Source organism: Paenibacillus sp. fava2 (assembly GCF_058313675.1).
The window spans coordinates 324,269-347,422 of sequence record NZ_CM177755.1; the positions used below are offsets into that span (position 1 = coordinate 324,269).

The window sequence follows — 23,154 nt, forward strand, 5'->3', positions numbered from 1 at the left end:
ATAACGAAGAGGTGGATCGTCCATGAAAAAAACAGGAACCTGGTACGGAACGGTTATTCTGCTCTTATCCCTTTCCCTTGTGACTATTCTTTCCGGCTGCAGCTCCAAGGGGGATGCGGCGGCTTCCGGAGAGGCGGGGGCCGGCAAGTCCGCAGCCCTGAAGATCAAAATCGCCGACACCAACACCAATCCGGTGTTCCGGGTGGCGGCGGACAAGGGCTTTTTCAAAAATCATAACATTGATGCGGAAATCGTCACCTTTGCCTCCCCGGCCGAGGGGGTAAACGCCCTGTTCATCAAACAGGTGGATGTAGCTTACGGTGCGGACTTTCCGGTGCTTAACGCGGTATCCAAGGGCGGGTATTCCATTATCGCTTCTGCAGGGCAGGCCACCGATCAGGCGGCTGCAGCCTGGAAGCTGTACGTAAGGGACGATATCCAGTCGGCGGCTGACCTGAAGGGCAAGAATCTGAGCTTCATCCGCGGCACTTTTATCCCTTACCTGTGGGATGAATATCTGAAGGAACAGGGCATTGCGCTGAGCGATGTAACGTTGACCGGACAGGGCGGGTTTGATGAAGCTTTTATTGCCCTGAAGCAGGGGGATATTGATGCAGCCTGGGTCATTGGCTCGGCGCTCGTTGATAAGCTGGCTGCCCTGGAGAATGTGCATGAACTGAGCGATATGTCCAAAACCCCGGTGCGGCTCGGGATGGGAATTGTGAGCAGTGACGAATTCATTGCCGGGAATCCGGATGGAATCGGCAATTTCCTGGCAGCAGTCGATGAAGCCTCGGCGTATGCCCAGGAGCATCCCGAAGAAGTGGCTGACCTTATGTATGACGAAGTGAAGCAGCCTAAGGAAAATACATTGAAGGATCTTCCGCTGAATCCGTGGATTATCGGCTTTACCCCGGCTGCTTATGACAGCCTGGCCGGACAGAAGGCCTATATGATCAGTGCGGGAATCATTGAGAAGGATTTTGACCTGAAGGCGACAATCAATCTGGAGCCGCTTAAAAAAGTGCTGCCGGATACCGTATCTTACGGGGAATAACGGACGATTTTAACGGTGATTAATGACTTAAATTCAAAATGTTCAGGAGGTGCCTTAGATGTCTTCACTATCGAACCGTCATGCGATTCAAATCGAGCAGCTCCGCAAAAGCTACAGTGCCCAGACAACAGGGGACGTTCATTACATCATTAAAGACGTCAATCTGGTGATCAAAGGCGGGGAATTCTTCGTTCTGCTCGGACCGAGCGGCTGCGGCAAATCGACGCTGCTTAATATGATCGCCGGGTTTGTCTCGAAATCGGGAGGCAACCTGAAGGTGGATAACGTCGAGATTGACCGGCCGGGCAGAGACCGTGCGGTAGTCTTTCAGCAGGCTGACTCCTCCCTGTTCCCCTGGCTGACGGTGCGGGAGAACGTCGAGTTCGGGCTGAGGATGAAGAAGACACCAAAGGCCGAGCGCAAGCAAATATCAGACCGTTTCATCCAGCTGGTCGGCTTGTCCGGACATGAGAAAAAATTCCCGAAGGAGCTTTCGGGCGGTATGAAGCAGCGTGTACAGCTGGCCCGGGTACTGGCGAACGATCCGGCCATTCTGCTGATGGATGAACCGTTCGGCGCTTTGGATGCGATGACCCGGCGGACGATGCAGAAGGAGCTGGTCAATATCTGGCGCGAGACGCATAAGACCGTTATTTTCGTCACGCATGATATTCAGGAAGCACTGCTGCTCGGGGAGCGAATCGGCATTATGTCGGTCGGCCCCTCCTCCAATATTACGGATGTTTATGAGAATCCGCTGCCTTTTCCGCGGGACGTGGCTTCCCCTGAGTTCTACTCGCTGTACAACAAGATTCAGGGACATTTTGAAGAATAGATAAGGGTGTGACACATAATGAAATGGGTGGAGAAAAAATGGGTGTCCGTCTCGCTGCTGTGGCTGGCCGCCTTGTGTATCTGGCAGCTCGGTGCGCTGATATACGGCCCTGACGTTATTCCGGGACCATGGGCCACCCTGCAGGGCGGCCGGGAGCTGCTCAGTGACGGGACCCTGATGCAGTATATCGGGATCAGCTTTTACCGGGTACTGGTGGGCTGGGTGCTGGGCAGCCTGCTGGCTGTTCCGGCCGGGCTCATTATCGGCAAAGTGAATATTATCCGGATTTTTGCCGAGCCATTCCTGAACTTTATCCGCTTTATTCCCCCGATTGCCTTCATCACGCTGTTTCTGGTATGGTTCGGGATCGGAGAGCAGTCCAAAATAGCCCTGATTATGTACGCTACCTTCTTCATCGTGGTGCTGAATACGCTGACCGGCGTAATGTCTGTAGAGGAGGACAAAATCCGCTCCGCCCGCAGCATGGGGGCGAGTGAATGGCAGATCCTGCTGCATGTCATCGTTCCGGCGACTACACCGTATATTTTCACCGGTATCCGTCTGGCGATGGGGACCTCTTACATGGCGATTATCGGGGCGGAAATGATTGCTTCGAACGAAGGTGTAGGCTATCTGATCTGGAACTCGCGGCTGTTTTTCCGGACGGACTGGATTTTTGTCGGGCTGTTCTGCCTCGGCTTCATGGGCTTCTTTACGGACCGGCTGTTCAACTGGTTCGGGCGCAAGGTGCTGTACCGGTATGGTGTAGTGAGCGTGGCCGCGCGCAAGCGCTAGCCTGAACGGAGCGGCTTTCAATCCTCCATGCTATAATGTAAGGGCAACAGCAGACAGGATGTGAAAGGGGCGGCAGCCTGATGGAAGTTACCGCACAGGAAGTAGCAGAGTGGATGGTCAAGGAGATCCGGTTTACCGGGACCCTGCACCAGACCGCCGCGATTGAATATGTTAAGGCCAACTTCGGCGAGCAGTTTGTGTTTGTGAACGAGAACGGAAACGCCTCGCTGGCCAAGGATGTGAAGAAAGCGTTCCGCAAGCTGCACGGCGGACGGATCGCCTGGGACCGCGATGCTTTTCTGTGGGCCTGGACGTAGCACAGCAAAAAGGACCATTGCCCGGTACGGGCAATGGTCCTTTTTGCTGCATGAGGCCTGGCTGCGGCGGCAGAGGTGACGGCGCCTGTGAGTTAGGCCAACCGGCTATGCCGTGCCGCAGGTCGGCAGTCCGGCATGGCACAGACAACGGCGGGCCGCCGGCTTATACAGGCACCTCACGGGTGCTTTTCTCCATCGGGGAGCTGCACAGCGGACAGGGCTTGGAGGCCAGGTGGTCCTCCGCTCCGCCGGCCTTCATCCGGGTCCAGCCCGGGCAGCGGGCGCCGGTGCAGTTCCAGACAGGAACCGTGTGGGTCCGGACGTTCCCTGCTGTACCGGAGGTATGCACCCTGGACACTCCGAGCCTGCTCACGGACACGGTGGAAGCCGTGGAAGCGGCAGGTCTGGACGGGGCGGTTGCGGAGCGGAAGGCAGACAGCATGAAGCGGGACACCTCCGCCTTCTTGCCCCGGTGCCTTGCGGGCGAGCTGATGAACAGCTCCTCGCGGGCCCGGGTGACGGCGACGTAAGCGAGCCGCCGCTCTTCCTCCAGCGCTGCGAAGCCGGAGTCGCTTCCTGCCCTGAAGCTGCCGGGCGCAGGAAGCTGGGCTGCCTTGCGGTCCTTGAGCCGGTCGCCCTCCAGCGCCGAGCTGTGGGGCAGGATGCCCTCCGAGGCCCCAAGCAGGAAGACAACGGGGAACTCCAGTCCTTTGGACTTGTGGATGGTCATTAACGCAATCCGGTTGCCCTGTTCTTTCAGTCCGCTCTGGCGGCTCAGCTCATTGCGTTCGGTAATGCTGGCAATAAAGTCGAGGAAGACAGGGAGGCTGTCGAACCTTTCCGCGGAGGTTTCCAGCTCGTCCAGCATTTCCTTCAGCGTCTCACGGTGCAGGGTGGCCTGATGGCGTTCGTTGGCTTCAATGAAATAGTCATAGAAGCTTGTCCGGATGCGGCGGATCGCCTGCAGCGGCGTCAGCGCAGCCAGGCCGCGGATCAGCTCCAGCCGCTCGCGCAGCTTGGCGCCCTTGAAATCCTCCATTCCCGGCAGGGACAGGAGATGGATCAGCGGGCCCTGCTTGGGCTGGACGGCTTCCATCCGGCGGATATGCTCCATGCCTGTTTCCCGGTTCATGTAGAGAGTCGGCAGGATGCTCTCCATCGCGGCGAAATTACGCCGGTTCAGTGACAGCCGCAGATGGTCCAGCACCGGCAGGATCAGCCAGTGCTCATAGAGCAGCTGCCCTTCACCGTAGTCGATGTACGGGATATCCCGCAGCAGCAGCAGCTCCAGCACGGCCCGGTTGCTGCTGGAGGCCCGGTACAGCAGGGCAAAGTCATGGTATTCCCGTGCGCCGCCGCCGACTTCATTTACGATATGGTCGACAATCTGCTCGGCTTCCTCATCGGCTGTCTGCGGGCGCAGATAACGGGGCTGTGCACCGCCGTTCCTGGCAGCCTGCAGCGTTTTGGAACGGCGGCGCAGGTTATGGCGGATGATCCCGTTGCCGAGGCCGATAATGGCCGGGCCCGAACGGTAGTTAATATCAAGGGTAATAACCCTAGCACCCGGATAGAGCTTTTCAAATTCCAAAATAAACTCGCTGCGCGCCCCGTTAAAGGAATAGATCGTCTGGTCATCATCTCCGACGACCATCAGGTTGTTGTGCGGGTAAGCGATCATTTTGACCAGCTCATATTGCAGTTCATTTGTATCCTGGAACTCATCAACCATGACATACTGGAACTTCTGCTGCAGCTCCTGCAGCAGATGGGGCTGCCCGAGCAGCATTTTATAGGCGATCAGCAGCACATCATCGAAGTCCATTTTGTTATGATCCTGCTTCCACTGCTCATAGAGGGTCAGAATCGCCTTCATTTCCTGCTCGGCGGTGTTCGTTTCGGGAAGCGTATCCGCATCCCTCATGTTCATCTTGCAGGAAGACAGCAGGGCCAGCAGCGTCTCCGGGGGATAGGCATCCTTCGGCAGTCCCAGCTCGCGCATAATCTGCTTCAGCAGGATGTGCTGGCGGCGTGTCTCATGAAAGATGTCCTGCCGCAGCCCCTGCCGCCGCAGAAAATACAGAAAGAAAGAGTGGAAGGTACGGGCCTGCAGGCGCGCGGCATCGCCTTCGGCGACACCCGGCAGCACTGCGATCCGCTCGCGCATCTCCGCCGCCGCTTTGCTGGAGAAGGTAAGCAGCAGCATCCGGCTGGGGGAGATACCACGCACGGACAGCAGATAACCGGTTCTGCAGATCAGCACCGACGTTTTGCCGGAGCCTGCACCGGCCAGCGTCAGCAGCGGCCCTTCATGATGCCGTACCGCTGCAATCTGCGGCGGATTAAGCAGAATCCCGCCCTCCTCAAGCCGGCGGAAATAAGCGGCATCGCCTTCCCCCGGCTTCACCGTGTCACGGCTGGTCCGGGCTGAGGCAACTGCCGCCTGGGGGATACGTTCACCGCTTGCACCAAGCGGTATATTATGAAATAAAAGCTTGTTCATCAGAATCACCTTCAATATAAGTCCATTAGCCAATCTACAATATAACACTGCACTACTATATAGAAAAGCGGTTCCCCGGTTTACTTTATTTTACCAAGCAGGCTATTCACTTTACGTTCATATTGACGGGGCTTGTTCTCACGGATTTCCTCCAGCAGAAAAACAAGCGCCTGCTTCACGCGGGAAGACATGCCTTGGGCAATAGCGGTGTATTCCTTCCTGAATTGGCTGTCATTCAGAATCCGCTCGTTGAGCACGATTGCCCAGCCCCTGGCAGGCTCCAGCATGTCCGGCAGCGACTCCAGCAGCTGGGTCAGGTACATTTCCATGTGGCAGCTCTCCACAAAATGAACAAGCCCGAACATCATTTCCTCATGCTCGGTCTCATCGTCAAACACTTTAAAAATCTGCTGGATCACCGCATCCTCCGTATCGCCGGCCAGCCCCTCCAGCGCAAGGTCAAACAGCTCGCATTCCAGCTCTGTCCGCAGCAGCCGGTTGTTGTACAGCTGGGCAATTCCCGGATACATATTCATCACGGGCACCGCCTATTTCTTCTCGAGAAGATGCCGGATTCCGGCAGCCACACCATGCTCTATGTTAGTGAGTGTCACAAAATCAGCGGTTTCCTTGAGGAGCTCGGCGGCATTGCCCATGGCAATCTTGTAGCCGGCCCGTTCAAACATCGGAAGATCGTTATAGCTGTCGCCCATTACGGCTACCTGATCTTCAGAAATACCGTAGTGTGCAGCAAGCTTTATGACACCTGCCCCCTTGTTGGCATCCTTGTGATTGATTTCGATATTGCTCTCATGGGAGGCTGTGATAATAAGGCCGGGAATTTCGGCGAAGCGTGTGGAGGCTTCCTTGAGCACTTCACGGTTTAGCGAGAAAGCAAGCGCCTTATAAATATGCTGATCTTCCTTGCTCCAGATTTCCTCCATGCTCTCCACATAGGTTACGGCAGCCTGGCGGAACTGCTTGGCGATCATTGCCTTCAGCAGCCAGCCGAAGCCCTCAGGGATTTCTTCGTCTTTGAGCTCTGCGAGCTTCTCCAGACGGACCCGCTTGTCCAGCTCCACATATACATTATCCTCGGTATACACCTCGTAATACAGCTCTGGAACCTCATTCATCCAGCGCAGTACAGGTATTATATCCTCTTTGTCCAGCGGCCGGCTCACCGCCTGGGAACCGTCGGGCAGGATCAGCAGGGCTCCGTTCATGGCGACAACTGGACAATTCAGATCGGACAGGCGCAGCTGCCGCTCGGCATCCATATAAGAGCGTCCGGTGGCAATCGCCACAATATGGCCCAGACTCTGGGCATGGATAATCGCTTCGCGGTTCTCCGGACTGATATTTCCATTCTCGTTAAGCAGTGTTCCGTCCATATCAAGTGCAATCAGCATAGTGTTGTTCTCCTTTTTCTGTAGGTTCTAAACCGCACCTCAGGGACTGTGAAAATCATTTCCTGTATTTTATCATTAATTCTCTGCAAATTAAAAATTCCTTTTCATGGGCTTGCCTGAATTTCCGGAATACAGCCCGCCCGTGTTACAATAAAAGACAGACTATTGATGACCGCCGGAAAATGGAGGATTAATAATGAAATCCAGGAATTTAGCCACAATATCGCTTGTTGTAATGGCATGCGGTTTTCTGATTACGCTGTTCTTGCCGGATACGATCCCCTTTGAGCTGCTCCGGGGCGGCTTTGAAGCCGGCCTGGTCGGCGGGATTGCTGACTGGTTTGCCGTGACTGCGCTGTTCCGGCATCCGCTGGGACTGAAAATTCCGCATACCTCACTGCTGCTCAAAAACAGGAACAAAATCGTCCAGTCTCTGATCTCTGCGATGGAGAATGAGCTGCTGAACAAGGCGAGCATTGAAAACAAGCTGCGCGGCATCCGCATGGTTAAGCTTGCCGGCGGCCTGCTGACCAAATTTATGTCCAGAAAGAAAGTAAGGGCGGAAATTCTGGAGCAGCTGAGCACCTTTGTGCTGCGGCTGCCTGTAGAACAGGCGGTGCCCTATCTGCAGAAGACCGCTGCGGAGTATATCCGTGAAGCTGAGCTGGGTGAGGCCGCAGACAAAATAGCCACAAGGCTGATGAATGACGGCAAGGATATAGCTGCTCTGGATTATGCGCTCGATGGCGTGTCCGGCTGGACCGGACGTCCGGAGACGCGGGCCATGCTGGGCAAGCTGGCCGGTGAAAAGCTGGCCGAAGTGAAGCTCGGCGGACTGAAGGGGATGGCCTTCCAGGCCTTTGTCGGCTTTGTGGATGCCGATATGCTGGGGGAAATGCTGCAGGGCATGATCCAGTCGGGAATCCGCGACTTCCGTGAAGCGGATAATCCGTACCGCGAGCAGATCATCCGGGAGATCCGCGTGGCCCTGTTCCAGCTTGTAAATGACGAGACGAAGATGGCATCGCTCAAGGAGTGGGCCGTAAACGGAGTACAGGGGGATGAGGCGGCCGTCTTTCTGCAGAAGCAGCTGGAGATTGTCCGCAGCAAGGCGGCTGCCATGCTGGATGAGGACCGGGTAAGCGGCGGCCGGAAGCTGTTCAGCCTGTACGCCCTGCTGGTCCGCCGTGTAAGCAAGGAGACGGATCTTATCCAGAGCTGGGAGGAGCGTATCCGTGCTTCACTGATTGCTCTGGTAGAGGCCAACCATTACCGTATCGGTGTTCTGGTCAAAGAAAACCTGGATCAGATGGACGATGACAGCCTTGTAGCGATGCTGGAGGAGAAGGTCGGCAAGGATCTGCAGTGGATCCGGGTGAATGGGGCGGTATGCGGCTTTGCAGTAGGCCTGGTACTGACACTAATTCAGCTGATCTGAGCAGCATAACCGGTAAGAAAAGGGACAGCAGGTGTCTGACCGGCGGATGATCCGTCTGTCAGGCACTCGGCTGTCCCTTTAACATAGATTCATATTCATTAATGGGGCAGGCTACAGCAGGTTTTTGCCGTTGCTGATCGTGAAGGCTTCCATGACTGGCAGCACGAAAATTTTGCCGTCACCGAAGGAGCCTTGTTCCCCTGTTCTGGCCGTTCTCATAATAATGCTGATGACATCGTCCTTCTCTTCATCTTTAATGACGATCATCAGCATTTTTTTGGAAATTTGATTGTAATGGTTGGTTCCGACCTGGATTCCTTTTTGTTTGCCGCGGCCAAGCAGATCCATCTTACTAATGGAAGGGAAGCCGGCAAGCATCAGCTCAGCCATCACTTCATCTGCCTTCTCGGGTCTAATAATGGCCTTGATCATTAACATAAGGATGCACCCTTTCTACAGCGAATAGTTTGTTGTAGGGGGTTGCCAGCATCTTGGTGGGGGTACAAATTAACACAGTATGTTATTGGCAACGCTTACAATAACAGTATAATGGCAGCCGCAGGCAATATCCTGCGAGAAGGGTCACAAAAACCTTTATACACATTGTCGCAAATCAGAGGAGCGTGCTTTCAGGCAGACCCCCCTGTCAGGCATGAATAAGGGACCGGTACAATTCTTCCAAACGGTACGCGGTGTGACTCCATTCGAAAGTGCGCAGAGCATCGCTGCGGCCCTGGAGTCCGATTCTGGCTGCAAGCGCCGGATTGCGGCCGAGTCTCAGCAGCAGCCTGGCAAAAGGCAGGGCTTCCCGGTACCTGCCGGCCAGATAACCATTATGCCCCGAGCGGATAATCTCCCGGATTCCCCCGTTATCTGAAGCGATGACCGGGAGGCCTGAGGCCATCGCCTCCACATTAACCAGCCCGAACGCTTCATGTCTCTGGGAGGGGCAGACGAAGCAGTCCGCAGCCTGATACAGGCCATGAATCTGCTCATGGGCAATCCTGCCGGGGAAGGATACGGATACGCCCAGTCTTCTGGCGAGAAGCTTCAGCTGGCGGATATACGCCGGCTTGCCCTGCCCGGCAACAACCAGATGGGCAGGCATGCGTTTGTTCACATGATACATTGCCCGGATGAGCACCGGCACTCCTTTGCGGGGGATGACTCTGCCTGCGAACAGCACAGTGAAAACCTGTGGCAGCCGGTAAAGCCGGCGGAGCCGCTGGCGCTCCTGCGGCTCCGCCGGTGTGAACCGGGAGAGATCCGCTCCCAAGGGAATAACACTCAGCTTCCTGTGTAACCCGGGGAAGCGCACGGACAGCCTCTCCAGCAGAGAACGGCTGTTGACTGCAATACCATCGGCGCGGGCAAGGGTCCGTGCTATTCTGCGCTCAGCCGGAACAAAGGTCAGGGAATGAAGATACAGCAGGACCGGGGTGCCGGGGTGCCGCTCTTTTACAGCGGCCATAAGCAGAGGACGGTTATCGACCTGGATGATATCGAAAGACTCCTCTTCCAGGAATGTGAGCACGGAAGCCTGATAGAGACGCGGAGTGCCGGAGGCCAGGCGGATAATCCGCACCTGCTCCAGCTCTGCAGAGTCCGGAAGCTGGGCTGTTGTCCGGCTGACGACAGTTACCCGATGTCTCCCGGCCAGGCGCCTGGCTATGGCCCAGATGCAGATTTCTACAGAGCCGTCCCCCGGCAGCGGGAACTGCTCCGGTGCAATGATACAGATATGCATAGATCAAGCCTCCTCCGGCCGGCTTTTATAAGAGCTCTCTACCACCATATGCACTCTGGCGGGCTGAAGACACCCTTATGGCTAATCAGGAGCTGATCTGCTTGAAAGTTGCTGCAATAACGGCGGCAACCTTTTGTTCCAGCTCAAGGATCTTCTGTTTGCTGACGGCGATCTGCTTGTAGCCTGAAACAAGCGAGCTCAGGGACTGCCCGGCCAGGGCCGGATTCTGCTTGCGGATGGCCGTCTTGAAGCTGCTGAAGTCAGCGGTGATCCGCTTGTTAAGCGCAGTGGCAGCACTTTTCTGGGATTTGATGGAGGCCTGCGGGCTTTCGATACCCGAAAGGACGTTGCGGGCGGCGGTCATCTTCCGGGTACGCGCTTCCTTGGCGGCCTTCAGCACCGCCTCCTTGTCCCTGATATCCTGGCGGGCAATCTGGACCGTGATTTTCATAGCATCAGCCTGAGCCTTGAGAACAGCGTTCAGTGTCTTGTCCTTCAGCCCCTTAACCAGTGTAATCCGGCTGTTCAGGGCGCTGTACTGGTCAAAAAGAGGCTGGTAACGCTCCTTGGCGCTGGTGACGGTTGCGGTGAGCTTGGCTACGGCAGCCTGGTCAATCGCTGTAATTTGCTTGCGGACCGAGATCAGGGACTGGGCATTGGCTTCATGCAGGACGCGGATCTGTTCTTCCCGGCTGTCATATTGTGCGATCAGGACAGTCAGCTCGCTGTACTGGCTCTTCAGCCGGCTCCGGTCCTGGATACCGGCGGTTGCCGCAGTCAGATCAAAGGCGGCCTGAATGGACGGGGTCAGTACAACGGCCGCTGCGGCTGCTGTGCCAGCTGAAGTGAATAAGGGCATCAGCACAATGACTACGGCGGTAAAGACTTGGACAAGCTTGTTCACTTTATTCCTCCTCCTGATATCACTGTTAACCGGCATAGCAAAAAGCACCCGCAGTAAAGGCAAATAAGCCTTTATTACGGGTGCTTCCGGCGTAACAGGTCAGTTTAATATATTATTAATCCAAACTTTAGTTGAATTACGGAACACCGTCAATATTTTAAATTTGGTATATATACCCTGGACGGGTACAATACATTTCTTCCGTTGTTTACTTTGTCGTATACTGTAGAAAGAGTTAACAGAGAGTCTGCATGGAGCCGGCTCATGATGAAGGAGGCCCTGAATAAATGGATTACTTGGCAGAGAATCACAGTATTCTGGATCAGGCATTCATGATGTCCCCGGTAGGAATGGCTGTGTGGGCCATAGAGGCGGAAAAGTGGATCAAGGTCAATTCCGCATTATGCGATATTTTGGGCTGCAAGGAAGCTGATTTTCTTCAAAACACAGTGTGCGGCAGCCTGATTGCACCGCCGGCGGAACAGGAGGGGCTGTCTTTGACAGGAACTCTAGACCCGCGTTCACTGGCGCCGGGGGCTTCTTCTGTAAAGGAACTGAAATTTTACAGCCGTGCAGGCCGTCCCTTATGGCTGTCTCTTACCTTTGTACGTCCTGAAATCGGACAGGACTCCCCGCATATTATCGTATATGCAGCGGATATTACAGACCGGAAAATTGCAGACCAGCTCACTGTAGACAGCCGTGATTTATACGATTTATTTATAAAAGACGATCAAAGCATGATTTCCTTCTCCCAGCCCGACGGCATTCTGAGCTTTATATCCCCCTCTTCGTTGAAGCTTATAGGCTACAAGCCGGAGGAGATCATCGGCAGGAACCGTCTGGAGTTCTACCATCCCGATGACAGCAGGAACATAGACCTGGCGGACGGGCTGCTGGGAAATGATACGTATGTCCGCCGTCTGCGCCATAAGAACGGGCACTACATCTGGTTTGAAACCTCTTTCCATGCGGTCCGGAATGAAAAGAATGAAATTACCAGAATTATGGGCATCGGCCGGAACGTGACCAGCCGCAAACAGAATGAAGAGGCTCTGGCAGCGGCGCAGAGGGTAGCCCGGATCGGCTCCTGGAACTGGGATCTGGTGAAGGGCAAGCTCTCCTTCTCTGACGAGCTGCAGCGGATGCTACATATCCATACAGGGACAGAAGGAGTGGATCACCAGACCTTTCCTGATCTGGTTCATCCCGATGACCGCGGCTATCTCTACGAAAATGTTGAGCAGGCACTGGCCAAAGGAACCTCCGGGGAGGCTGCTTACCGGCTGATTCTGAAGGATCAAAGTGAGCTTACGGTCAATGTTCAATGGGATGTCATCCTTAATCCGGACGGAGAACCGATACAGCTCATCGGCATGATGCAGGATATTACCGAACGGCAGCAGATGGAGCAGCAGCTCAGAGAGAGCGAGCGTAATTTCCGTCTGATGTCGGAGAATTCGCTGGACCTGATCTCGCGCCATGCAATCAAGGACAGCCTCTTCCTGTACTGCTCTCCCGCCAGCCGCTCGCTGCTCGGCTATGAGCCGGAGGAGATGATCGGCACAAGCGCCTACGATTATCTGCATCCCGACGATCTGGAGATGATGCGGCAAAGGATGGCGGAAAGCCAGACGGCAAAATTCATTCCGCCGATTTCCTTCCGGTACCGCCACAAAAACGGCAGCTACGTCTGGTTTGAAACGAACGGCCGCTATATTTTTGATGAGCAGGGACAGATCGTGGAGATCATTGCCGTCGGCCGCGATATCACTGAGCGCAAGCAGTTTGAGTCCAAGCTTCAGGAGAACGAGCAGCGCTACAAATCGCTTTTTGAATATAATCCGTCAGCGGTTTATTCCATGAATCTGCAGGGGGAATATTTAACCGCTAATGCTATTCTTGAGGAGCTGTCCGGCTACTCCATGGAGGAGCTGATCGGAAATTATTACGGGCCGCTTGTGCATGAAAAGGATGTCCAAAAGACGAAGTACCATTTTGACATGGCCGTCCGGGGTGTGCCGCAAAGCTATGATCTGACGCTGATTCATAAATCAGGTCATCTGGTGGAGATCAATACAACCAACATTCCAATTGTTGTTGATGATGAAGTAGTCGGGGTCTTCGGCATTTCCCGCGATATTACGGAACGTACCCGTTATACCGAGCAGATTGAGAAGCTTAGCAATGACTATACGCTGATTCTCAATGCGGTGTCCGAGGGCATTTTTGGCCTGGATAAGGAAGGCAGAGTGACGTTTATCAATCCCGCCGGAGCGCATATGCTGGGCTTTGCCCACGGTGAAATTATGGGGCAGCCGTACCTCGGCTATATTCAGCAGACAGCGCTGGACGGCAGCTACACGCGGCCCGAAGAATCTCCGCTGATGCAGGCTGTGCGGGCGGGAGAGTCGCTTCAGAGCAATGATGCGGTATTATGGCGGAAGGACGGATCAAGCTTTTTGGCCGAGTATCAGGTAACCCCTTTGTTTGATAAAGGCGAGCGTATCGGAGCGGTTGTCGTCTTCCGTGATATTACCGATGAGCAGGAGATCATCCGCGCCAAGGAATCGGCCGAAAAGGCCGATCAGGCCAAATCGGAATTCCTCGCCATCATGAGCCATGAGCTGAGAACCCCGATGAACGGAATTATGGGGATGACCGACCTGCTTGCGGAAACGGATCTGAATGAGGAGCAGCGCGGGTATGCTACGATTATCAGTGAGAGCAGTGCTTCACTCCTGTATATTCTGAATGAAATCCTGGATTTCAGCAAAATTGAAGCCGGGAAAATGACGCTTGTCCAGGAGCCGGTGAACCTGGAGTGGGTAATGGAAAGTGTCACAGAGCTCTTCCTGCCAAAGGCCCGTGAAAAAAGTATCGAGCTGACCTGCCGGATTGCCCCGGACGTACCCAAGCTGATTACCGGAGATGCAGACCGGCTGCGCCAGGTGCTGGTGAATCTGGTCAGTAATGCGGTCAAATTTACCGAGCAGGGATCTGTCGCTATTACCGTGGATACGGAATTCTGCCCCAGCCGGCACAGAATGACCCTGAAATTCAGTGTGCAGGATACGGGAATCGGTATTCCTCCGGAGAAGCAGTCCCTGTTATTCCAGTCCTTCTCCCAGCTGCATCCGGCCATAAACCGCAAATATGGCGGTACCGGGCTAGGCCTGTCTATCTGTAAGCGGCTTGTAGAGCTTATGGGGGGAGCCATTGCAGTGGACAGCAGGGAAAGGGAAGGCTCCAATTTTTATTTTACCCTGCCTATGCATGTTGATGCTGATACGTATAAGGACTCCGGGGAGGCGGATAAGGCAGAGCCTAAGGATCATGATTCGCTAAAAGCGGGAACTGCCGGCAGCGCCACGTATGCATTGCCGGAGCCGGGGGCTACACACTTGGAGCTCTCCGGGGACCAGGCGGAGGTGGAGCCCAAATACGGTCCGCTGCGGATTCTGGTGGCCGAGGATCATCCGGTCAACCAGAAGCTCCTGCTGACCATGCTCAAGAAACGCGGATATGCAGCCGATCTGGCGGAGAACGGCCGGCAGGCGCTGCATAACGTGCTGCAGAATTCGTACGATCTTGTGTTTATGGATGTGCAGATGCCTGTGATGAGCGGGCTTACCGCCGCGGCCCGGATCCGGGAGCAGCTTGCTCCGGACAGCCGTCCGTATCTGGTAGCTGTAACAGCCTTTACCAGACCGGAGGACAGGGAGCGTTGCCTGGCTGTGGGCATGGAGGATTTCATCGGCAAGCCATTCCAGGCCTCGGATATTGAACGTGTGCTGCTGCAGGCAAGGCAGGAGCGGATCGCATTATGAGCAGGGCACCGCAGAGCCGAATCCTTGCAGCAGAACCGTATACACAGTGGGAGCCGGGCGTTCATTCGCCCGGCTCTGCGTGCGGGCCGGCCACTCTGGCGGCTATGATGGAGTACTGGCATACGCGGCGGGGAGCGGACTTTATTCCCGGCAGCAAGCATTTTGGGACCAAAGCGGCACATATAAATTACATATACAGCAGGCACAGCGGGAGGGCCTGGGGGATGAGCGTGCGCAGCTTCGTCCGGGCGGTTAACGGGTATATCCGCTCTGCTTCCGGGAAGGATGGGAATGCAGGCCGGCAGCATACCGTAGCGGTATTCAATGATATGGAACGTTATAAAGCGGAGATAGATGCCGGCCGTCCCGTTGCGCTCAAATTCGATAAGTGGTTCAGCTTCCGCTGGCAGGGGAATTACGCCTATGACTATCACTGGGTACTGGGAACCGGTTATGAGGAGCCGGAGGACGGTTCGGAGCCTGTGCTGCTTGTGCATGACAACGGCCTGCGGCTTAAGGACGGCGGGTACCGGCCGGGGCGGGAGCGGCGTATACCCTATATTCCTAACCAGGTGGTTATTACGATGGTGAGTCTGAATATTGCCGGTTATTAAACCCGCTGTCAATACAGCAGATGTACGAAACAGAAATCTGCTAAAAAACCCTGTACAAACGTTTGCGCTATTGGGATAATGACTCTATGATTCCAGTTATTAAAGGGTAAAGGAGACAGGTTGCCTTGTCCGTACAAAAAGAAATGAAAGAACCGATTCATTATGGTGATCCGGCCGCTACCGGCGGAATATCCGTGTTCGACCAGGAGTTTGATAATCTCTTCAGCTATGACGGCAATGATCTTGGCTTAAGCTATACTCCGCAACAATCCTCCTTCTGTCTATGGGCACCTACTGCCTTTGAAGCAGAGGTTATACTCTACACTGCCTGGCAGGATGCAGAAGGTGAGCATCTGCCGATGACCCGCGAAGTGCGCGGTACCTGGAGGCTGAATGTGCCCGGTGATCTGGAGGGCAAGTTTTATACTTACCGGGTGCGTGTCGGGGAGCAGTGGAACGAAGCGGCAGACCCCTATGCCCGGGCTGTAGGGGTTAACGGTGACCGGAGTGCCGTTCTGGATATGTCGAAGACCAATCCTGCGCGCTGGACGGAAGACAAGCCGCCGCTTGCCGATCCGGTCGATGCCGTTATTTATGAGCTGCATCTGCGTGACTTGTCGGTACATCCGGCCAGCGGCATTGTCCATAAAAGCCAATATCTCGGCCTGGCCGAGGAAGGTACCCGCGGTCCCGGCGGAATTGCCACCGGACTGGATCATATCGCCGGTCTCGGGGTGACGCATGTGCAGCTGCTGCCGATTTATGATTATGCGACAGAGAGCGTTGATGAAACGCAGCTGGATCAGCCCCACTATAACTGGGGCTACGATCCCAAAAATTATAATGCGCCTGAAGGCTCCTATGCCACTAATCCTTATGCACCGGCTGTGCGTATCCGTGAACTCAAGACGATGATACAGGCGCTGCATGACCGCGGGCTGCGTGTCATAATGGATGTCGTTTACAACCATGTATACGACGGCTTCCGTGTGAACTTCACGAAGCTGGTTCCCGGTTACTATCTCCGTTACAAGCCGGACGGCAGCCTGTCCAATGGCTCGGGCTGCGGGAATGATGTTGCCAGCGAACGGCTGATGGTTTCGCGCTTCATCGTGGAGTCGGTCCTGTACTGGGCGCAGGAATATCATATTGACGGCTTCCGCTTTGATCTGATGGGTCTGATTGATGTAGGGACAATGCAGGAGATCCGCCGCCGGCTGGATGATATGGACCCTTCGATTATGACGATCGGCGAAGGCTGGGTCATGGACACCGAGCTGGCACCCGAGAAGCTGGCCAGCCAGAGCAACGCGGATGTGCTGCCTGGGATCGGGCATTTCAACGACGGCTTCCGCGATGCGGTGAAGGGCAATATTTTCCGCTATGGGGAGCGGGGATTTGTCAGCGGCAAAAGCGGCCTTGAGCAGGCCGTCAAGACCGGCATTACGGGAGGCGTTGTCCATGGACAGGAAGCGGGGCAGTTTGCCGATGAGCCGCAGCAATGTGTGAATTTTGTGGAATGTCATGATAACCACACGCTCTGGGACAAAATTGTTTTGTCCACCAAGGGTGAGAGCGATCCGGACAGGATAGCAATGCACCGTTTTGCATCAGCAATGGTGCTGACCAGCCAGGGGATCCCGTTCCTGCACGCCGGTCAGGAGTTTATGCGGACCAAGGACGGAGTCGAGAACAGCTATAAGTCGCCGGCAGAGGTCAACTGGATGGATTGGGAGCGCTGCGCTGCGCATGCCGCTGATGTTGAATACATGAAGCGGCTGATCGCGCTGCGCAAGGCGCACCCGGCCTTCCGACTGCGCACAGCAGAGGAAATCCGGGCGTCGCTGATGTTTGAGCAGGCGCCGGCCGGTGCAGTTGCCTATACACTGCGCGGGCATGCCGGGGGGGATGCTGCGGAGCATCTGTATGTGCTCTATAATGCCAATCCGGACGGGGCTTCCCTGAAGCTGCCTGCCCTTGGCGAATGGAGCATTCTGTTCGGCGAAGAGCTGTCCCCGGGGCTTGCCGGCGGGAAGCTCACAGTCGGGGGAACAGGTATGGTTGTACTCGCTGTACAGCCGTAGCTATACATTCTATAAGCTTTAATAAACAAACAACGGATGCTGCTCCTGAATAAGGAGGGCATCCGTATTTTTTTGCCTGAGTAAGCCTATTTTTTGGAAAAGTACTTCACCTGTCGTAGTAACTATGCTACAATTCAATTACTACGACAGATGAAGTAAAAGCAAACCGCTAAGGAGGACATATCTTGATCAGCAGTGATGTTATCCGGGGATATAACGATACCCTTATTCTCTACATGCTGCTTGATGGCGAATCTTACGGATATGAAATATCCAAGAACATCAGGAAGCTGTCAGACGAGAAGTATGTGATGAAGGAAACCACCCTTTACTCTGCGTTCACCCGGCTTGAGAAGAATGGTTATATCGATTCTTTTTTTCAGGATGAGACGTTTGGAAAGAGACGCACTTATTACCGCATCACCCCGCTGGGGCTGGCCTATTACCGGGAGAAATGCGCAGAGTGGAAGGTTACGCAAGAGGTTGTCAATAAATTTATAAAGGAGCTGTAGTGACATGGATACAATAGCCGCATATTTGAATAATATGTTCGCTTCCCTGCCCAGGACAGAGCAGACATTCAATCTGAAGCAGGATCTGCTTGCCAATATGGAGGAGAAATATCATGAGCTCAAAAAAGAAGGGAAATCGGAAAACGAAGCGGTCGGCATCGTCATTTCTGAATTCGGGAACATTGATGAGCTGATTGAAGAGCTTGAACTGGCCAAGGGCGGAGAGGATACGCTGCTTCCGCTGCTTGCGCCCGAGGATACCTGGAGCTATACAGTGGCGAAGAAGAGGGCCGGCTTCATGGTGGGAGTCGGAGTTATGCTGTGTATGATCGGTCCCGCGCTGCTGATGGTTCTTGTTACCCTTGCTGAATTCGGCTTTCTGCGCGGTGTGCTCTCGGAGGATGCCGCCGGAATGATCGGTGTAAGTATACTGCTGGTGCTGATAGCTTTTGCGGTCGGCCTGTTCATTTACAGCAGCTCTATGATGGACAAATATAAATATCTGCAAAAAGGCTTTAATCTGCCCTACTTTTTGCGGACAGAGCTTGAGCAGCGCAGCCGTGCATTTACTCCCACCTATACCTTGTCGCTGACACTCGGCATTTGTCTTTGTGTAGTATCACCGGTTCTGGTTATTGTCTGGGCTGCCGTCAGTGAGGACACCACGGCTTATGGTGCGGCTATCATGCTCCTGCTCATCGCCCTGGCAGTCTTTCTGTTCATCTATTACGGAACGATCAAGGAGAGCTTCAGCTTCCTGCTCAAGGAAGGAGAATTTATCGAGCTCACTCCTGAAAAAAAGGAAGAAAAGCGCATCATGGGCTCAATCGCTTCTATTGTCTGGCCGCTGGCTACCTGCATTTTTCTGATTAGCGGCTTTGTTTTCCAGCGCTGGGATATTAACTGGGTCGTATTTCCGGTAACCGGCATTCTGCTCGGCATATTCGGCTCGGTATATAATCTGGTAAAAGCCCGTTAGGGCTTTCTTGAAGGGCTTTACCCATCCCCGTAATTTTAATTAAAAAAGTGACATTGCTCATTTAGGCGGCAAAAGATCAATGATAATATATAGGCACTACTTTGCTGCTTTACAGTATCAAATGATCAGCCGGTGACAAAGAGTAACCATCTTTTTGGCGCCGAATGGGCAACAATGCCGCTTCTATGTTATTAACGGCGGCCAATCAGAGAAACTCGGAGGATGACTAGGAATGGGTAAAGCAACCGGATTTATGGAATTTCAGCGGCAGACGGCCGCAGAGTGCGAGCCGCTGCAGCGTATTAAGAACTGGGATGAATTTCTGCTGCCGATGGATAAAGATAAACTGAAGGAGCAGGGTTCCCGCTGCATGGACTGCGGAACACCCTTTTGCCATGTAGGACGCCTGCTGTCGGGAATGGCGTCCGGCTGTCCGCTGCATAATCTGATTCCCGAATGGAATGACCTGGTATACCGCGGCAACTGGCAGGTTGCCCTCAAGCGGCTGCATAAGACGAATAACTTTCCTGAGTTTACGGGACGCGTCTGTCCTTCTCCGTGCGAAGGCGCCTGCACTGTGGGAATGAACGGCAGCCCGGTAACCATTAAGACGATTGAGCGCTCCATTGTTGACCGCGGCTTTGCCGAAGGCTGGATCGTTCCTGAGCCGCCGCTGGTGCGCACAGGCAAGAGAGTAGCCGTTGTCGGCTCCGGTCCCGCCGGACTCGCCTGCGCCGCCCAGCTCAACAAAGCGGGACATACGGTAACCGTCTACGAGCGGGCTGACCGGATCGGCGGACTGCTGACCTACGGAATTCCGAACATGAAGCTGGATAAGCAGACCGTTCAGCGCCGGGTGGATCTGCTTGCTGCTGAAGGCATCACATTCGTGACCCGGACAGAGATCGGCAGGGATATTGCCGCTTCGCAGCTGCAGGAGGAGAATGATGCTGTTGTCCTGTGCGGAGGCTCGACCCAGGCGCGTGACCTGCCGATCGAGGGCCGCGAACTGCGCGGAATCCACCAGGCGATGGAGTTCCTGACTCTGAACACGAAGAGCCTGCTCGATTCCGGTCTGGCTGACGGCGAATACCTGTCTGCGGCAGGCAAGGATGTTGTTGTCATTGGCGGCGGTGACACCGGTACTGACTGTGTGGCGACTTCGATCCGCCACGGCTGCCGCAGCGTCATCCAGCTGGAGATTATGCCGCAGTCTCCGCTGACCCGCCAGCCGGGCAACCCTTGGCCGGAATGGCCCAAGGTGCTGAAGGTAGACTACGGCCAGCATGAGGCAGCGGCTCTGTATAAGGAAGACCCGCGCCGCTATCTCGTATCCTCGAAGCGTTTTGTAGGCGATGACGGCGGACATGTGCAGGAGCTGCATACGGTACGTATTGAGTGGGTCCGTAACGAGCAGGGCCGGATGGTGGCGCAGGAGGTACCGGGCAGCGGGGAAGTGCTCAAGACGCAGCTTGTACTGCTGGCCCTGGGCTTCACGGGACCGGAAGACACCCTGCTGGACCAGCTCGGAGTTGAGCGTGATGAGCGTTCCAATGCCAAGGCTGAATTTGGAGTTCAGACAACCAATATCGAAGGTGTGTTTACAGCCGGAGACATGCGCCGCGGACAGAGTCTGGTGGTCTGGGCGATTCAAGAAGGCCGGCAGACAGCCCGGGAGGTTGACCGTTATTTAATGGGAGCTTCCGATCTGCCTAAATAAAGCGAATAATAAGATAAGTGCAGGACGCCGGCGGCGTCCTGTTTTGCATGCTCCTGCCGGGAGCGATAAGATAATAATGATATGGAATAACGGAAAGGAAGTCTGCACAATGAAATTGATGTTTATCTCTGATATCCACGGCTCACTGTATTGGCTGGAGAAGGCTCTGAGCAAGGCCGAAGAGGAGCAGCCGCATACGCTTGTTATCCTTGGTGATTTCTTGTATCATGGCCCGCGCAATCCGCTGCCGGAGGGATATGACCCCCAAGGGGTGGCCGCCCGGCTCAACGCCTACGGCAAGTCGCTGGTTGCTGTACGCGGCAATTGTGATGCCGAGGTTGACCAGATGCTGCTGCAATTCCCGATGATGGGCGATTATGTGCTGATCCTGCATGAAGGGCGGAAGATTTATGCCACACACGGACATGGCTTCAGCATCGAACAGCTGCCGCCGCTCGCGCCGGGTGATATTTTTATCCAGGGGCACACGCATCTTCCGGTAGCAGATGTAAAGGAAGGCGTTTACGTGCTGAATCCGGGCTCTATCTCATTGCCGAAAGAGAACAACCCGCATTCTTACGGTATCCTGGCCGACGGTATATTTACGATTAAGGATTTTGACGGAAATACAGTGAAGCAGATCCGGCTGTGAAGATACAGTAGTCTGCCGAGCCGGGGCCATAGTGTTTCGGACAGTTATAGCAAGCATGCAAAAAAAGGGAGCTGCGCGATAAACGCGGCTCCCTTTGCGAAGCTTCACTATGTTCCGGCTGAGTTCCTGAAATCCGCTACACAAATGACCTGAACTTAGCCCCCGGCACCATGGGTCAGAGGTTTATAGATAGCCTCAGTTGTGTTGATTCCGGCATATGCCGGAAAGGCAAGGATGAATACAATACTAGCTGCTGACAACAATAATGCCATCTTTTTCTTCATTAATCCTTTGCACCTCGCTAATGGAAATGGTGTATTTCTGAATCTGTTCCGGGGACGCCAGGTCCCGGTACTTTTCAAAAAGCGCAACGCATTTAACTGTGATAGCGTCATTTCTAATACTAACAGATGATTCCAAACTATCTAATAAGAAAAGGAAACCCTTTTCGAAATTATTATGTCGGAGATGATACACTGCCAGTTCGGTTAGAAACCGGGTATATCTGTCGCCAGTCAGCTGCTGGGTGAACTTACCGAGGCGGCTGTGCTGTTCCCTGTAGGACAGGTAATCCTGAAACTGATCCAGAATTCCGTCGACATCGAAGTTATATCGGTTGGCTGCCTGCATAATTTTAAACAGGGCAGGAAAGATCTCATTTTCTTTATTTTCGACATAGCGGACGTATTCGTGAAGCACCTCTATATGACCTGCCATCAGGCGGTATAAGTACATATTGGCGGTTGCCCATTCCTGAAACTGCTCCATGACCCGCTGCTCCTCGGGAGTATAAGGGGCTCTTACCCAACTCATATCGGCATACAATGAAGCGTAATGCAGAGCGTTGTCATAGTTGCCAAGTTCATCAGATACAAGGGAGCGCAGCAAATAAGAATATAAAATATAGTAAATCAGAGGACGGTTCGGCTGCTTTTGCCCGGATTCCTTTGTGAGATGCTTATACTGAAGGCTGGATTTCTGTCCCATAAGCACAGCCAGATCATCAACCTTTTTCCATAGGTGCATAGAGGCATAGACATCGGCCAGATGCTTAAGCGCATCAAGCTGGTCAGCTTCGTCCAGACGCTCCACGTAAGGCTCAAATTGGTTCGCGGCGTGCAGATTTGCTTCCTGGCTGTCGCCCAGTCCAATCATAAACAGTCTGTACCGGCAAAGCGCCAGACGCTCAGAATGCTGGAACCGTTCACCTTCGGCGACGCTCTCATACATAAGGGCAGCGGCCGCCAAACGCCCCTGTGCGTACAGCTCTTCTGCCGTATCAAACAGCATCGGGGCATAGATCAGCTTGTCCATAATATGCTGGACTATGCGGTGGATTGCCTCCAGCTTATTCAGATCCGCACAGCGCTGTAGCAGTGGTCCGATCCGCCGCCAGTCCGGGGCACCGTTAATAATATAGTTATCAACGTACAGTTCATAAAAATATCCTTCAGGCAGATTCATGGCCAGAGTAATCCGGTCCAGCTGCTGCATTGCAATTGGGCGGTGACCCTGAATGACGTTACTGAGTGTGCCGGAGTTCATCCCGGAACGCGCAGCAAATTTAGATATGGTTAGAGCTTCACGCTTCATATAATCTTCAAGCTCTGTTAGGATCGTGGATGCAGCTTCCAAATGATAACCACCTTTCACGCTGTGGAACCGGTATTAAATATACATCTTCCAGTATTATACATAATTTAACGTTGGTCAATATTAGAGTTACGGCGTATATGTGAAAACATGCAGATTTCT

The 23,154-nt window shown here is 54.2% G+C and carries 19 protein-coding genes; 12 read left to right on the plus strand and 7 right to left on the minus strand.

Features of this window, described 5'->3' with window-relative positions:
* The first annotated feature begins 22 nt into the window (after positions 1 to 22).
* The 4 genes from AC4G46_RS01465 (at position 23) to AC4G46_RS01480 (ending at position 3,004) form a co-directional block, all read left to right on the plus strand.
* Complete coding sequence (locus AC4G46_RS01465; RefSeq protein WP_491126371.1) at positions 23 to 1,057, plus strand: ABC transporter substrate-binding protein; 1,035 nt, start codon at positions 23 to 25, stop codon at positions 1,055 to 1,057.
* Positions 1,058 to 1,115: 58 nt separating this feature from the next.
* Positions 1,116 to 1,892, plus strand: a complete 777-nt coding sequence (locus AC4G46_RS01470) for an ABC transporter ATP-binding protein (RefSeq protein WP_491126372.1) — start codon at positions 1,116 to 1,118, stop codon at positions 1,890 to 1,892.
* An 18-nt stretch (positions 1,893 to 1,910) separates the two neighbouring features.
* Positions 1,911 to 2,687: an ABC transporter permease gene (locus AC4G46_RS01475; RefSeq protein ID WP_491126373.1), complete on the plus strand. Its 777-nt coding sequence runs from the start codon at positions 1,911 to 1,913 to the stop codon at positions 2,685 to 2,687.
* An 80-nt stretch (positions 2,688 to 2,767) separates the two neighbouring features.
* Positions 2,768 to 3,004 (plus strand): DUF6953 family protein, encoded by a 237-nt coding sequence (locus tag AC4G46_RS01480; protein WP_039869189.1) that lies wholly within the window; start codon positions 2,768 to 2,770, stop codon positions 3,002 to 3,004.
* Positions 3,005 to 3,167: 163 nt separating this feature from the next.
* Here AC4G46_RS01480 and AC4G46_RS01485 read toward each other — a convergent pair whose 3' ends face one another.
* The 3 genes from AC4G46_RS01485 to AC4G46_RS01495 all read right to left on the minus strand — a co-directional run bounded on the left by AC4G46_RS01485 (position 3,168) and on the right by AC4G46_RS01495 (position 6,919).
* Complete coding sequence (locus AC4G46_RS01485) at positions 3,168 to 5,507, minus strand: UvrD-helicase domain-containing protein (protein WP_491126374.1); 2,340 nt, start codon at positions 5,505 to 5,507, stop codon at positions 3,168 to 3,170.
* An 80-nt stretch (positions 5,508 to 5,587) separates the two neighbouring features.
* Positions 5,588 to 6,043, minus strand: coding sequence for an Imm30 family immunity protein (locus tag AC4G46_RS01490; RefSeq protein ID WP_491126375.1), 456 nt, complete (start codon positions 6,041 to 6,043; stop codon positions 5,588 to 5,590).
* Positions 6,044 to 6,055: 12 nt separating this feature from the next.
* Positions 6,056 to 6,919: a Cof-type HAD-IIB family hydrolase gene (locus AC4G46_RS01495; RefSeq protein ID WP_491126376.1), complete on the minus strand. Its 864-nt coding sequence runs from the start codon at positions 6,917 to 6,919 to the stop codon at positions 6,056 to 6,058.
* A gap of 196 nt (positions 6,920 to 7,115) precedes the next feature.
* On the opposite strand from AC4G46_RS01495, the gene AC4G46_RS01500 reads away from it, so the two are divergent.
* Positions 7,116 to 8,357 (plus strand): DUF445 domain-containing protein, encoded by a 1,242-nt coding sequence (locus tag AC4G46_RS01500; protein WP_491126377.1) that lies wholly within the window; start codon positions 7,116 to 7,118, stop codon positions 8,355 to 8,357.
* A gap of 111 nt (positions 8,358 to 8,468) precedes the next feature.
* On the opposite strand, the gene AC4G46_RS01505 is transcribed toward AC4G46_RS01500, so the two are convergent.
* The 3 genes from AC4G46_RS01505 to AC4G46_RS01515 form a co-directional block, all read right to left on the minus strand.
* Positions 8,469 to 8,795, minus strand: coding sequence for a P-II family nitrogen regulator (locus AC4G46_RS01505; protein WP_491126378.1), 327 nt, complete (start codon positions 8,793 to 8,795; stop codon positions 8,469 to 8,471).
* Between the two features lie 208 nt (positions 8,796 to 9,003).
* A complete protein-coding gene (locus AC4G46_RS01510) occupies positions 9,004 to 10,104 on the minus strand; it encodes a glycosyltransferase family 4 protein (protein WP_491126379.1) in 1,101 nt (366 codons plus the stop codon).
* Between the two features lie 85 nt (positions 10,105 to 10,189).
* Positions 10,190 to 11,008, minus strand: coding sequence for a hypothetical protein (locus AC4G46_RS01515; RefSeq protein WP_491126380.1), 819 nt, complete (start codon positions 11,006 to 11,008; stop codon positions 10,190 to 10,192).
* 287 nt (positions 11,009 to 11,295) lie between these two features.
* Here AC4G46_RS01515 and AC4G46_RS01520 point away from each other — a divergent pair, with 287 nt between their 5' ends.
* The 7 genes from AC4G46_RS01520 (at position 11,296) to yfcE (ending at position 21,399) form a co-directional block, all read left to right on the plus strand.
* Complete coding sequence (locus AC4G46_RS01520) at positions 11,296 to 14,838, plus strand: PAS domain S-box protein (RefSeq protein WP_491126381.1); 3,543 nt, start codon at positions 11,296 to 11,298, stop codon at positions 14,836 to 14,838.
* A complete protein-coding gene (locus tag AC4G46_RS01525) occupies positions 14,835 to 15,452 on the plus strand; it encodes a C39 family peptidase (protein ID WP_491126382.1) in 618 nt (205 codons plus the stop codon). Before AC4G46_RS01520 ends, AC4G46_RS01525 begins: the two co-directional genes overlap by 4 nt.
* 125 nt (positions 15,453 to 15,577) lie before the next feature.
* A complete protein-coding gene (gene pulA, locus AC4G46_RS01530; RefSeq protein ID WP_491126383.1) occupies positions 15,578 to 17,536 on the plus strand; it encodes a type I pullulanase in 1,959 nt (652 codons plus the stop codon).
* Between the two features lie 185 nt (positions 17,537 to 17,721).
* Positions 17,722 to 18,048 (plus strand): PadR family transcriptional regulator, encoded by a 327-nt coding sequence (locus AC4G46_RS01535; RefSeq protein ID WP_068727078.1) that lies wholly within the window; start codon positions 17,722 to 17,724, stop codon positions 18,046 to 18,048.
* A gap of 4 nt (positions 18,049 to 18,052) precedes the next feature.
* Complete coding sequence (locus AC4G46_RS01540) at positions 18,053 to 19,027, plus strand: permease prefix domain 1-containing protein (protein ID WP_491126384.1); 975 nt, start codon at positions 18,053 to 18,055, stop codon at positions 19,025 to 19,027.
* A gap of 232 nt (positions 19,028 to 19,259) precedes the next feature.
* Complete coding sequence (locus AC4G46_RS01545; protein WP_491126385.1) at positions 19,260 to 20,747, plus strand: glutamate synthase subunit beta; 1,488 nt, start codon at positions 19,260 to 19,262, stop codon at positions 20,745 to 20,747.
* Between the two features lie 109 nt (positions 20,748 to 20,856).
* Positions 20,857 to 21,399: a phosphodiesterase gene (yfcE, locus tag AC4G46_RS01550; protein WP_491126386.1), complete on the plus strand. Its 543-nt coding sequence runs from the start codon at positions 20,857 to 20,859 to the stop codon at positions 21,397 to 21,399.
* A gap of 246 nt (positions 21,400 to 21,645) precedes the next feature.
* On the opposite strand, the gene AC4G46_RS01555 is transcribed toward yfcE, so the two are convergent.
* A complete protein-coding gene (locus AC4G46_RS01555) occupies positions 21,646 to 23,034 on the minus strand; it encodes a helix-turn-helix domain-containing protein (RefSeq protein WP_491126387.1) in 1,389 nt (462 codons plus the stop codon).
* Between the last annotated feature and the right edge of the window lie 120 nt (positions 23,035 to 23,154).

Bases quoted from the DNA above. Each gene is read 5' to 3' on its own strand.
- AC4G46_RS01465 (WP_491126371.1), top strand. From the start codon at position 23: ATGAAAAAAACAGGAACCTGGTACGGAACGGTTATTCTGCTCTTATCC.
- AC4G46_RS01470 (WP_491126372.1), top strand. From the start codon at position 1,116: ATGTCTTCACTATCGAACCGTCATGCGATTCAAATCGAGCAGCTCCGC.
- AC4G46_RS01475 (WP_491126373.1), top strand. From the start codon at position 1,911: ATGAAATGGGTGGAGAAAAAATGGGTGTCCGTCTCGCTGCTGTGGCTG.
- AC4G46_RS01480 (WP_039869189.1), top strand. From the start codon at position 2,768: ATGGAAGTTACCGCACAGGAAGTAGCAGAGTGGATGGTCAAGGAGATC.
- AC4G46_RS01485 (WP_491126374.1), bottom strand. From the start codon at position 5,507: ATGAACAAGCTTTTATTTCATAATATACCGCTTGGTGCAAGCGGTGAA.
- AC4G46_RS01490 (WP_491126375.1), bottom strand. From the start codon at position 6,043: ATGAATATGTATCCGGGAATTGCCCAGCTGTACAACAACCGGCTGCTG.
- AC4G46_RS01495 (WP_491126376.1), bottom strand. From the start codon at position 6,919: ATGCTGATTGCACTTGATATGGACGGAACACTGCTTAACGAGAATGGA.
- AC4G46_RS01500 (WP_491126377.1), top strand. From the start codon at position 7,116: ATGAAATCCAGGAATTTAGCCACAATATCGCTTGTTGTAATGGCATGC.
- AC4G46_RS01505 (WP_491126378.1), bottom strand. From the start codon at position 8,795: ATGTTAATGATCAAGGCCATTATTAGACCCGAGAAGGCAGATGAAGTG.
- AC4G46_RS01510 (WP_491126379.1), bottom strand. From the start codon at position 10,104: ATGCATATCTGTATCATTGCACCGGAGCAGTTCCCGCTGCCGGGGGAC.
- AC4G46_RS01520 (WP_491126381.1), top strand. From the start codon at position 11,296: ATGGATTACTTGGCAGAGAATCACAGTATTCTGGATCAGGCATTCATG.
- AC4G46_RS01525 (WP_491126382.1), top strand. From the start codon at position 14,835: ATGAGCAGGGCACCGCAGAGCCGAATCCTTGCAGCAGAACCGTATACA.
- AC4G46_RS01540 (WP_491126384.1), top strand. From the start codon at position 18,053: ATGGATACAATAGCCGCATATTTGAATAATATGTTCGCTTCCCTGCCC.
- AC4G46_RS01545 (WP_491126385.1), top strand. From the start codon at position 19,260: ATGGGTAAAGCAACCGGATTTATGGAATTTCAGCGGCAGACGGCCGCA.
- yfcE (WP_491126386.1), top strand. From the start codon at position 20,857: ATGAAATTGATGTTTATCTCTGATATCCACGGCTCACTGTATTGGCTG.